This is a genomic window from Dyadobacter sp. CY345 (assembly GCF_021502725.1).
GTDB lineage: Bacteria > Bacteroidota > Bacteroidia > Cytophagales > Spirosomataceae > Dyadobacter.
The window spans coordinates 363,281-375,870 of record NZ_JAKFFS010000004.1 but is presented as its reverse complement, the minus strand read 5'-3'; the positions used below and the strand labels follow the sequence as shown (position 1 = coordinate 375,870).

Annotated in this window: 9 protein-coding genes; 3 read left to right on the top strand and 6 right to left on the bottom strand. The window is 41.4% G+C overall.

Going from position 1 to position 12,590, the window contains the following annotated elements; genetic code table 11:
• Nucleotides 1–35 precede the first annotated feature (35 nt).
• The 5 genes from L0657_RS18905 to L0657_RS18885 form a co-directional block, all read right to left on the bottom strand.
• Nucleotides 36–710 (bottom strand): bifunctional 4-hydroxy-2-oxoglutarate aldolase/2-dehydro-3-deoxy-phosphogluconate aldolase, encoded by a 675-nt coding sequence (locus tag L0657_RS18905; protein ID WP_255717913.1) that lies wholly within the window; start codon nucleotides 708–710, stop codon nucleotides 36–38.
• A 183-nt stretch (nucleotides 711–893) separates the two neighbouring features.
• Complete coding sequence (locus L0657_RS18900) at nucleotides 894–1,889, bottom strand: sugar kinase (protein WP_235152317.1); 996 nt, start codon at nucleotides 1,887–1,889, stop codon at nucleotides 894–896.
• 164 nt (nucleotides 1,890–2,053) lie between these two features.
• Entirely contained in the window at nucleotides 2,054–3,481 is a 1,428-nt protein-coding gene (gene uxaC / locus L0657_RS18895) for a glucuronate isomerase (RefSeq protein WP_235152316.1), read from the bottom strand.
• Between the two features lie 54 nt (nucleotides 3,482–3,535).
• Entirely contained in the window at nucleotides 3,536–4,726 is a 1,191-nt protein-coding gene (gene uxuA / locus L0657_RS18890) for a mannonate dehydratase (protein ID WP_235152315.1), read from the bottom strand.
• Between the two features lie 238 nt (nucleotides 4,727–4,964).
• Nucleotides 4,965–5,576 (bottom strand): RNA polymerase sigma-70 factor, encoded by a 612-nt coding sequence (locus L0657_RS18885; RefSeq protein WP_235152314.1) that lies wholly within the window; start codon nucleotides 5,574–5,576, stop codon nucleotides 4,965–4,967.
• A gap of 283 nt (nucleotides 5,577–5,859) precedes the next feature.
• Here L0657_RS18885 and L0657_RS18880 point away from each other — a divergent pair, with 283 nt between their 5' ends.
• On the top strand, nucleotides 5,860–6,894 hold the full coding sequence (locus L0657_RS18880) for a LacI family DNA-binding transcriptional regulator (RefSeq protein ID WP_235152313.1): 1,035 nt from the start codon (nucleotides 5,860–5,862) through the stop codon (nucleotides 6,892–6,894).
• Here L0657_RS18880 and L0657_RS18875 read toward each other — a convergent pair.
• Nucleotides 6,880–8,160, bottom strand: coding sequence for a DUF349 domain-containing protein (locus L0657_RS18875; protein WP_235152312.1), 1,281 nt, complete (start codon nucleotides 8,158–8,160; stop codon nucleotides 6,880–6,882). The two genes, L0657_RS18880 and L0657_RS18875, sit on opposite strands and share 15 nt — an antisense overlap.
• Nucleotides 8,161–8,231: 71 nt before the next feature.
• Between L0657_RS18875 and ettA the strand changes: the two genes are divergently transcribed.
• On the top strand, nucleotides 8,232–9,899 hold the full coding sequence (gene ettA / locus L0657_RS18870; protein ID WP_235152311.1) for an energy-dependent translational throttle protein EttA: 1,668 nt from the start codon (nucleotides 8,232–8,234) through the stop codon (nucleotides 9,897–9,899).
• A gap of 364 nt (nucleotides 9,900–10,263) precedes the next feature.
• On the top strand, nucleotides 10,264–12,525 hold the full coding sequence (locus tag L0657_RS18865; protein ID WP_235152310.1) for a T9SS type A sorting domain-containing protein: 2,262 nt from the start codon (nucleotides 10,264–10,266) through the stop codon (nucleotides 12,523–12,525).
• Nucleotides 12,526–12,590: the final 65 nt, after the last annotated feature.

Genomic DNA, 12,590 nt, shown 5'->3' with positions numbered 1-12,590 from the left:
TGGCCTATTGAGCTTTTTATCATGACAATCTAATCTTAAACATTTGCTCTAAACTCCTTAATTAAAGCAATACTTTCAGCAACTTTCGCTTCGATCCAGGCATAATTTCCTTCACTGATTACATTTTTCGGGAATAGATTTGACCCCATTCCGACACCATAAGCGCCGGCACCAAACCATTCTTCGATGCTTTCTTTTGTTGGAGAAACGCCGCCTGTTACCACGATTTTCACATGAGGCATTGGTCCCTTTACTGCTTTAACAAAAGCAGAACCAACCACTTCACCCGGAAAAAGTTTTACTACTTCTGCACCACCTTTTAGAGCGTGAAAAATTTCAGTTAACGTGGCAATTCCTGGTATCCAGGGAATATTTGCTTTTTTACAAACTTCTCCGACTTCCGGATTCGTGAAAGGCGCCACTACGAAATCTGCACCTGCATCAATGTATTTCTGCGCAGTTTCTCCGTCATATACTGTACCAATTCCCAAAGCCAACCCGGGTAGGTTGTCAAGCGCATAGGCGATAAGCTCAACAAAAACCTCATAAGCATTTGCACCGCGATTAGTAAACTCAAATGCTCTGGCACCGCCATTATAACTTGCGGTTAAAACCTTTTTTGCGATCTCAAAATCTGCATGGTAAAAAAGCGGTAATATTCCGGTTTCATTCAATAATATGATCGTGGTATCTTTATCTATTGTTGCCATAATTTATTTTCAAATTTTCGACATTCGTGTTTTATTACGGTGCGCTGCACCTAAATCACCAGATTTCCCTGACTATGGTGCTACAATTATTTTGGTGCGCTGCACCTTTTTCCAAAAATTTCCAGATCCTGTTTGGATCGTGCTGCAAACCATAATTGTTTTATTGCTATATACATTCAGTTATTATCTCCTGATTCGTCCGGAAGTTTCGCCCTGACGAATTGCTTCCACTTCCGCAACCGTTGAAATCAGCGCATCACCTTCGATCGTATGTTTCAATGCGGATGCAGCAACACCGAATTCAAGTGCCTTTTGTTCATCATTGAAAGAGATCAAACCGTGAATAAGGCCAGCGATGAAAGCATCTCCTCCCCCAACCCGGTCGACAATTGGATTAATATCAATGTCCGGCGTTTCCAAAACACTTGTTCCATTCCAAAGATATGCTCTGAGCAGATTATGCGTTGCACTCAACGAAGTCCGTTTGGTATCTACAACTCTGCTAACCTGCGGAAAAGCTTTCTTTAAATTGACACAGGATTCAATAAAATCGTTTCCGTCAATACCAAATATTTCCTTGATGTTTTCACGATTGGCAATGACAATATCCGTTCCGGCAGTCAGGACAGGAAGTATTTCAGAAGGCTTTTTACCATACTTCCATAAATTGGCACGGTAAAAAATATCTCCTGAAACTGTTATTCCTTTTCTGCGCGCAGCCTCAATCCCGGCAAGACAGGCGTCCGCAGCTCCCTGGGAAAGTGCCGGAGTTATACCAGCCCAGTGGAACCAGGTGGCATCTTTCAATATTTCATCCCAGTTTAGCTCATTCGGATCGATGGTCGCAAGCGATGAATTTACCCGGTCGTAAACGATCTGGCTAGCACGTAAAGCGGCACCTGTTTCTAAAAAATAAACGGCCATTCTAGGCCCTCCATACAAAATATTTGAAATGTCAACACCGTGAAAATGAAGATATTGAGCCGCTGCGCGACCAATTGGAGAATCAGGAAAGCGGGTGACGTGAGCGGTATGATGCCCCCAATATGCCAGTGCCGAGGCAACATTTGCTTCTCCGCCTGCATAGGTAACGTCAAGTTGTCGCGCCTGTTCGAAACGTGAAAAACCCGGCGTCGACAAACGCATTAATACTTCTCCGAATGTTACTATTTTAGACATAATTACTTATTCAATTTAATCTGAACTGGTTAAGATAGCATTCCTTTTTTTTAAATGCCGGAATAGGATTAAAGTACTAACTGCTAAGTTATACCAAAAGCCGGCCGATTTGCAAAATCAGACCGGCTTTCTACAAGAAGGTTTTCAAAAACAATTCGCAGCCATCAGAACCCGAAGTAATTTTTAGCGTTGTGGTAAGAAATATCCTGTACCATTTTCCCTAACCACGGAATATCTTTCGGCAGCTCGCCATTTTCAACGTCATTCCCAATCAGGTTACAAAGAATTCTGCGGAAATATTCGTGACGCGGATAAGAAAGAAAACTTCTCGAATCGGTAAGCATACCTACAAAACGGCTCAAAAGCCCCATATTAGAAAGAGCATTCATCTGTTTTTCCATACCGTCTTTCTGGTCAAGAAACCACCAGCCGGAGCCAAATTGCATTTTTCCGGGTATCGTTCCGTCGTTGAAATTTCCGGTCATTGTTGCCAAAACTTCGTTATCACCCGGATTCAGGTTATATAAAACTGTTTTGGCAAGCTGATCCGTTGAATCAAGTTTATTCAGAAATCTCGACAAGGCCTGCGACTGGCTGTAATCGCCAATAGAATCCCAGCCCGTATCAGGTCCCAGATTATTAAGCATCCGGGAATTATTGTTTCTCAGTGCACCAAGGTGAAACTGTTGCGCCCATTCTTTGCTATGATCCATCTTAGCAAGATCATAAAGCAGAACCGACTTGAAAGCGGTACGTAATTCAACTGAACTTGTCTTGCCCGACAAAGTTTCTGATAGTGCAGTACGTGCAGCAGATTCGTCAAATGAAGCATAAATATGTTCGAGGCCATGGTCAGACAAGCGGCCACCCATTTCCGCAAAAAAGTCGTGACGATTTTTAAGCGCAGCCTGCAAATCTTCGTAAGTACTGCCATTCGATACGCCTGCAACCTGAAATAATTTATTCAGATATTCCTGAAAATCAGCAGGAGAATCGATTAGTAACATCGCCTTATCCGGGCGGAAAGTTGGCAAAACCTTTATATCAAAACCGCTGTCCCTGATTTGCTTATGATATTGTAGTGAATCCGTAGGGTCATCGGTTGTACAGATTACTTTTACATTCATACGTTTTAACAAACCACGTACGCTGAAATCTTTCTGCTTCAACTTTGCAGAGCATTCATCGTAAATCTCGCGGGCCGTATCTTTATTCAGGATAATATCAATATCAAAATATCTTAGTAATTCCAGATGCGTCCAGTGATATAACGGGTTACGCATGGTATATGGAACTGTGGCCGCCCATTGCTCAAACTTTTCCCAGTCGTCCGCATTTCCGGTGCAATATTTTTCATTGATTCCATTCGCACGCATCGCACGCCATTTGTAATGGTCGCCATATAACCAGATCTGCGTCAGGTTTTCGAACTGCTTATCCTCTGCAATCTGATCTGGCGGAAGGTGGCAGTGATAATCGATAATTGGCATTTCCTTCGCATAGTCATGGTATAATATGCGTGCTGTTTCAGAGCGTAAGAGAAAATCCTCGTCAATAAACGTCTTCTGGGCGGTCGTGTTTGTATTGATCATTGCTGAATTTTTACGTCGGCTGTCGGCTTTCAGCTTTCAGTCTTTTTTGATATTTTATTCCAAACTTCTTTTGATTCCCATTTCCAAACCACGCAATTCTGCAAGTCCGCGTAACCGGCCAATGGCAGTATAACCGGGATTCATTCGCTTCGTTGCGGAAAGATCGTCCAGCATTCTGTGGCCATGATCCGGACGGAATGGCATTCTTAAATCTTTTCTTCCTTCGGAAATTCTTCTTTTTTGCTCAATGATCAGCGCATGCATAACACTGTACATATCAACATCTCCATTCAAATGATCCGCTTCGTAAAAACTTCCGTCCGGTTCACGTCTGGTTGCTCTTAAATGGATAAAATTAATTTTGTGTCCCAAACGGTTTACCATTCCCGAAAGATCATTATCAGCGCGAACGCCATAAGAACCAGTGCAAAAACACAATCCGTTTGATTTGCTGTCATATGCATCCAGCAAAAGAGTGGCATCATTTTCGGTGCTGACAACCCGCGGTAAACCTAAAATCGGATAAGGAGGATCGTCGGGATGAATAGCCAGATTTATACCTGCCTGCTCTGCAACTGGTGCGATGGCCTGAATAAATTGATACAGGTGCGTGCGTAATTCCAGATCACCGACATGCTTGTAAGTATCCAGAACCTTACGAAATTCTTCAATCGTAAAACTTTCTTCCGAACCTGGCAAACCGGCAATAATATTTCTGGTCAGCTTATTTACATCATCGCCGCTTGCCTTTTCCAGCCAGCTTAACGCAGCAGATTTTTGCTCTTCACTATATTGACTTCCTGCCTCGTCTCTCCTTAAAATATATAAGTCAAACGCAGCAAATTGCGTTGCATCAAATCTCAAACCTGTTGAACCGTCATGCATAGGAGCATCAAGGTCGGTTCTGGTCCAATCCAGAATCGGCATGAAATTGTAACAAACCGTGTCAATTCCACATTTTCCTAAATTGATCAATGATTGTTGATAATTTCGGATGTATTTTTCAAAATCACCCGTCCGCGTTTTTATTGCTTCATGTACGGGCACACTTTCTACAACAGACCAGGTCAACCCTGCCTCTTCTATTATATTTTTTCGATTCAAAATCTCGTCGATTTCCCAGACAACTCCGTTTGGGATATGGTGCAATGCGGATACAATACCCGTGGCTCCCGCCTGACGAATATCCTGTAACGAAACAGGATCATTTGGGCCAAACCAGCGCCAAGTTTGTTCTAATGACATATGTTAATGGCTGTCGGCAGTCGGCTTTCGGCAATCAACGCCGAGGCTTCCCGCTTTAACAGATTTAGTTATAACAATTAATTGAACTACATATACCTTAGTGTCTCACTTTCGGTATGCCAATATAGCCCCTACACTGCTATGTTCTACGATATTTCCTCAATTATAAACGTTGTTTTCTTATAGCAATTTTAAAAATCGACCAACTGAAAGCCGATAGCTGACAGCCGAAGTCAAACTACGCGACCAACCGATGTTCCGGAACTCTTTCACGCAATACTTTCAGTGCGCGGCTCATTTGCGTTTCGACTGTTTTCACAGAAATCTGTAAGCGCTCCGCGATATCGCGGTAGCGTAAACCTTCTTCACGGCTCAGCCTGAAAATAATCTGGCATTGTCTTGGTAAATCCTGTATGCAACCTTCAACACGCTCGTAGAATTCATTAAAAGCCATTTCTTCAACCGGCGTGTAATGATCGGCATGGGTAAGATTCCATTGAACCGAGTCAAGTGACTCCCGTTCATACTGGCGGTGGATACGTAATTTTAAATAATCAAGCGCCTGATTCCTTACTGCTCTGTATATGTATGCCTGGAAAGATGTATGGACTTCTATTTGCTCCCGGTTCTTCCAAAGTTTTACAAAAACATCTGAAACCACCTCCTCAGCAATTTCCCGGGTCACGACAACGCGCATGGCATAATTACAAAGGGATCTGTAATGATGTGTAAACAACTCACGAAAAGCATAATAATCTCCATTAGCGACAACTTTACCAAAAAGATTCTCCAAAATACTTTTCTGAGAATACGCAGCCGGCAGTGTATTAGTAAGTGATTTCGTTTCCATCAAACTTGGATAGGTTAATATAGAAAAATTCCTTGATTATCGCACGCACCAGTCAGTGCAACTCATGCAATCATTCGTCTAGTTTAATGATTGGTTCGTTGATATACAAAAATTAATCTTGAAAAAAATCAATATATTTACGCAACCGTTCCCGAAACCGTTCCCGTATAGGGAATTTTTCCCGGAACAGATCTAAATCAGGTTACTTAACTCTTTACTTTGGCATTAGTTCATTTCAATGAATTAATATCACGATTGCATTATTTTAATATAAACCCGGTTTATGAGAAAAGCTTCGATTACGATTAAAGAAATTGCGCGTCAACTGGATGTTTCGAAATCAACAGTGTCCCGGGCACTTCGCGATAGTTCTGAAATTAGTGAAGAGACTAAAAAAAGAGTAATCGAACTGGCAGAATCTTTAAATTATTCGCCTAATCCTATTGCGCTAAGTTTACTCAGAAATCGCACGCAAACATTAGGTATCATCGTCCCTGATATTGCGAATCCATTTTTTTCAACTGCTATTGGCGGAGTTGAAGATATTGCATACAGTCGCGGTTATCATACCATGATTTATCAAAGTCATGAATCCTATGAAAGAGAACTGGCCGACACCAGGCACATTGCCATGCGCCGCGTGGATGGGTTAATCGTTTCAATTTCCAGCCAGACCGAAAATCATGATCATTTTATAGCATTGCAGGAACAAGGAATCCCGGTTGTGTTTTTTGACCGCGTAAGTGAATCGACACCCAGCCATAAGGTTCGTGTAGACGATTACAAGGGAGCTTTCGAAGCAACGGAGCATTTAATTAGCCGCGGGTGCAGACGTATTGCACACATTGCCGGGCCAGCCAATCTTTCGATAAGCCGTAACAGATTGAGAGGTTATCAGGACGCATTAACAAAACATGGAATTGAATTTCATGATGAATGGGTAGTCAGCAGTGAGTACAATCAAGCTGGCGGCACCGAACGTGCTTATCAATTAATGGCTTTAAAAAACAGGCCCGATGCGATTTTCGCGGCAAGTGACAGAATTGCAATCGGCGTACACTGGGCTTTGCGCCAATTGGGATACCGTATGCCTGACGACATTGCCCTGGTCGGTTTTTCAGATCTTTCCATTTCCTCGCTTCTCGACCCGCCTTTGAGTTCAGTTGCACAGCCTTCTTTTGAAATGGGGCAATTGGCTGCTACCCTATTACTGGATCTTATTGAAAGCAAAAGCACCCCGATCGCTTTTGAGACCAGGGTGCTTACTTCGAACCTTATTATAAGACAATCTTCTATGAAAGAATTAGTTGGTAATTGACTTCAACTTTCTCTCAAACTCAGATAAAATTCTTTCTTTCATTGCCACTTTACGCTTCTGGATATTGATCCGTCCCTGCGCTTGTTTATCTTGCTCAGGGTCGCCGGTAGCTGTTCTGTCAAACTCAATAATAGCAAATTCAAGATCGCTTTTTTCACGTTTGGCAAGCCATTCCAGTTCTCTCAGTTTTGTGCGAAGCTGTTCTTCTTCGCTTTTCATTTCAAAAGCAGGGTATTTACGGCTGATCACACGAGCCAGATAACTTAACTCAAAAATCTTGTCACAAACAGAACGGAAACGTTCAGCAAGTTCTTTGTCGGCAAGTTTGAAAGGAATTTTAATTTCTTTCCATTTGCTCAACAACACTTTCGCTTCCTGCGATGCTTCTACAATATCCTTTTGTCTCAACAAAGTCTCAGCGCGGGCCAATAATGCCTGTTGTTCAACAATTCTTGGGTCAACGCGAACCTTTGGTTCAATCCCCTTAGCGAGATTATACTTATCATAAAATAATTTAAGGAAATGGCGGTAGGCCTTGTTAACCTTAAAGAATCTTTTTGGAGGAACTTCTCCCACATTATTCCAAGCCACACGTACTTCACGCGCTTTGTTGTAAGCGTCATCAAGATCCCGTGAGTAACTTAATGTTTTTGTAATTTTAATCAGGCGTTCATATTCATCGATACGTTCCTGATTAATCTTGTTTTGTTCGTCAAAATAATCGCGACGTCTTTGGAAGAAATTATCAAGAATTTCCTGGAAAGTAATTTCAACTTCATCCTGGAATTCCTTTTCAACCGGACCTGTGCGAATCCATTTTGCTTTGATCTCTTGAATTTGATCTGTTGCCACAGCATAATCCTCAATAGCTGCTGCTTCCTTCACATCTTCAATCAGTGCGCGTTTGATCTCAAGGTTCTTCAATTGATTAATTTCAATCAATCCTCTGAGATACTCTTCCTTTTCCTGGAGCCTTTCCAACAAGGGGACAAAATCCCCAAGTGCGTCAAAACTTACCAGCTTACGTTGCAACTGTATAAGTTTTGTTAAGTAAGAACCTTTGTTAAGCGCTTCATCAATTTCCGTTTCCAGTTGCTCTACTTTGTTCAAGACAATCGAAAATCGGTTTTTAAAGTAGTCAATCGCTTCCTGTTCTGTACGTTTTACTTCTCCAATTTGCCTGTCTGGGTACTCCAGATACCCTTTTAAAAATACTTTGCTGTCTTTAACATAGCCGTATTCATCATTCAATGTGGCATTTTCCATTCTTTCAAGTTTTTTATCTGCTAAGTGTAGGGATATATAACGATATTTGCTAAGCACAAATTAACTAAAAAATGAGTAACGAAACCATTATTTTCTCAATGTCGGGAGTTAACAAAATCATTCCCCCTAACCGACATATCATAAAAAATATTTATTTATCCTTTTTTTATGGAGCTAAAATTGGTGTACTAGGGTTAAATGGCTCTGGTAAATCTACACTTTTACGCGTCATTGCAGGTATAGATAAAGATATTCAGGGGGACGTTGTGTTTTCTCCTGGCTATTCTGTCGGTATGCTGGAACAGGAACCAAAGCTTGATCCGACCAAAACCGTTCGCGAAGTTGTTGAAGAAGGTGTTCAGGAAATTGTAGATCTTTTAAAAGAATACGACAAAATTAACGAAGCATTCGGCGATGAAGACGCAGATTTTGACAAATTATTAGCAAGACAAGGTGAAGTTCAGGAAAGACTGGACGCAACCGATGCCTGGAATCTTGATAACCGTCTAGAAATTGCCATGGATGCATTACGCTGTGCACCTTCGGATACATTGGTTTCTACTTTATCAGGTGGTGAAAAACGGCGTGTTGCCTTGTGCAGGTTATTGCTACGTCAGCCGGACGTCTTGTTACTGGATGAACCTACCAACCACTTGGATGCTGAATCGGTACTTTGGCTGGAAGAACATTTAAGACAATATAAAGGAACTGTAATCGCAGTTACCCACGACAGGTACTTCCTGGATAACGTAGCAGGCTGGATTCTTGAACTGGATCGCGGCGAGGGTATTCCGTTTAAAGGGAATTATTCATCGTGGCTGGAACAAAAACAAGAACGTCTGCAGAAGGAAGAAAAAACTGAATCTAAACGTCAGAAAACTTTACAGCGCGAACTTGAATGGGTTCGTATGGGCACAAAAGGCCGTCAGGCTAAATCCAAAGCACGATTGGGCGCTTATGAAAAATTATTAGGACAAGAAGGAAAAGAGAAAGAAGATAAATTGGAAATCTTCATCCCAGCCGGTCCGAGATTAGGAAATAAAGTGATTGAGGCGCATAATGTATCAATGGGATTTGGCGATCGTTTGCTTTATGAAAATCTGAATTTTGCCTTGCCGCCAAATGGAATTGTTGGTATTATCGGACCAAACGGTGCTGGTAAAACAACACTTTTCAAACTGATCACAGGAGAACTGAAACCGTTGAATGGACATTTCGACGTAGGAGATACGGTTCAACTGGCTTATGTGGATCAGGAACACGATAATCTTGACGCTAATAAAACGGTATATCAAAGTATCGCGGACGGAAATGACTGGATCATGATGGCTGGAAAACAGTCGAACGCCCGGGCATATGTAAGCAGGTTCAACTTTGGCGGAGGTGATCAGGAAAAGAAAGTCGGCACACTTTCGGGCGGGGAACGTAACCGTGTCCATTTAGCAATGACCTTGAAAGAAGGTGGAAACCTACTTTTATTAGATGAGCCGACCAACGATCTTGATATCAATACGCTTCGTGCATTAGAAGAAGGTCTGGAAAATTTTGCGGGTTGTGCCGTTATTATTTCCCACGACCGGTGGTTCCTTGACCGTGTTGCAACACATATCCTTGCCTTCGAAGGTGATTCACAGGTTTATTGGTTTGAAGGAAATTTCTCTGAATACGAAGAAAACCGTAAGAAGAGACTTGGCAACGAAGCTACACCAACCCGAATCAAGTACAAAAAACTGGCTTAGTTATTCTGATAAAATAGTTATTGAAAAAATGGCGGCTCACTAAAAGTGTAGTCGCCTTTTTTTATTACAGCAACTTTTTCAAAAAAATATTTCATAATAAAATTTCTATCAAAAATTTTACCGTTTAATAACATTTACTCTGTACAGCTCTACCAGCAGAAATAGAAATAATTTATTCAATAAACTATATAATTTTAACTATAAAACCTGACTATCTCAGCGCAAATACATTTTTAAAATCTCCCAAAATTAACCAATGCCTTTGCAACTGGTTACATGTTCTATAAGGACATAGTATTTATTCTACGATTATATAGTATGTTTAGAATTGAAACACAAATGATCAATACTAAACTCTTGCTATATGGACAGAAAAAAAAACTTCATAAAGCCACTTTCTACGTCCATATTTTTTAAGAAATATTATCTTATTCTTCTTTTTTTCATTTTGCTGGGAACAGATTTGTTCGCCCAAACGGAGCTTATCATCAACACGACAGGTTACGGTTTTAACAAAAGCGAAGCCAATGGAATTAATACAGAGCAATGGGATTACATTAAAAAATTTGTAAACATTTCCCACAACGGACAGGATGCAAGTGTTACCGCCGTTCGTCTGCATATAGAATGGCACCAATACGAACCGACTCCCGGAAATTATCAGCGAAAACAAATTGTTGAAGCCGTAAAAGCCATTATAGCTTTAAAACCCGGGATGAAATTTGCACTGCATTTTCCCTATCAACGGCCAGGATATTGGAATGACAGTTATTTTTCAACAAACGATATCGCCCAAACAAGATTGGGAGCTTTTGTCAGGAATGAAATTGCATATGCGTGCCCTTCCATGTATTCCGATTATGCCACGACCCGGTTTTATGCCTTCGTCGATGACGTTTTGACTCAGATTTCAGCATACTACCCACAGCTATTATATGTGCAAATGGGCAACAGTCCTGCTGAGGAATTTGCAATGCCTTTCAATAACGGAAATCCGGAGCCGGGTTTATATGAACAAGCAGCTGTAAAAGCCTGGCGGGAGAAGTTTCTTCCCTTACGTTTTCCAAACAAAACAACGGCGAAATGGGGAAACCAGGAGTATGTTATACAAAATGCACCTCAACCGATGGATGGAAACTGGACATCGGACATGGGAAAAGATCTTCACCGTTTTGCAGGTTGGGGGCTTTTAAAGAAATTTGAAGGCTTTTACCGGATTGTGAAAAACCACAGCCAATCCATTAAAGTTTTGTATTTTATTTCTGATTTCGGATCTCAGCAAGGAAACCTCAGACACCTTCACAACAGTACTATTCCGCTTGCGCTTCAGCTTGCTGATGGTATTTATAGCTCAGACGGGACAAATCCCTGGGACCTTTGGAGAAAAATTTCTGTGCCGGATATCATAAAAGGGACCGACCCGAATAAAATTGCCGCGGTTGAATTTGATCCGGAAGATTTAGGAGAGCCACGTGGAGGAAACGGAATAGAAGGAAACATTCCGATGGAGTGGTTCCCCCGAGCATACAAACACGGCACGAACTATGTGCATATTGCTATGCATTTTACAGATCTGGAAATTGCACAGCTTAAACCTGCGCTCGCAAAATGCCGTGCGGAGTTTGTAAATAATGCATATATAGCCCCAATCCGCACTACGACGACGCCTGTTAATATTTATCCGAATGTTTTCACAGAGGCCTATTTATTTGAAGAATGGCGAAATGGCGGACTGGATTGGGGAACGACGGATGTAAGACCGAAATCTATAAAAATGTCTGATGACGGTTATTGGGATAATCTTTGGGATTCGTATAATTTATTGCCTTGTACATTTACAATAAGCGCAACTATTGTTGATAATAAGCCAAAACCGGGAGCAAAAACCACCTTGTCCGTTTCGTGTGCGGGGAGAGAATGCGACGGAGCGAGATTTACATGGAATGGACAGGGTATTGTGAACGCAGCGGGAAGTTCAGTTGAAATTACAGCACCTTCTAATCCAGGCACTTATGCTTATACAGTAAAGTCCAGCCGTAGCGGATGTATGCCAAAAACTGCTACTGCTACTTTACTAAGCGAAAACCCGTTACCAGTTACATTGGTTAATTTTGCAGCAACCAAAGAAAATAAAGTTTCGCAATTAACATGGCAAACGACTTCTGAAACAAACAGCGACCGATTTGAAATCGAACGTAGCATGGATGGTAAAGTATGGAACAAGATTGGTTTCGTAAAATCAAATGGAGATACTTATCAATCCGTTTCCAATTACTCCTTTTCAGATAACAATCCAGTTAACGGGGAAAATCTTTACAGGTTAAAAATGATTGACAGAGACGAAACTTTTGCTTTCAGTGCTATTCGCAGTGTGACGTTTAAGAATGAAGCCTCCATTGCAGTATATCCAAATCCGGTGAGTAACAAATTGATGATAACCTCTGAAAACTGGCCGGATATTAAAAAAGTACAGATTATAGAGACGACAGGGAATTTGTTATATGATTCCGGAAATAAACCGGAGCCGGAAATTGACGTCACTTCATTCAACCAAGGCATTTATTTGATTCGACTAATCTCATCGGACGGCTCCTCTGAAACGCTGAAATTTGTAAAGAAAGGATAAAGCAGTCTCAAAATAAACTGACTGTCTTTATCTCGTCCGATTGACTACTTTTGTAAAAGCGATGT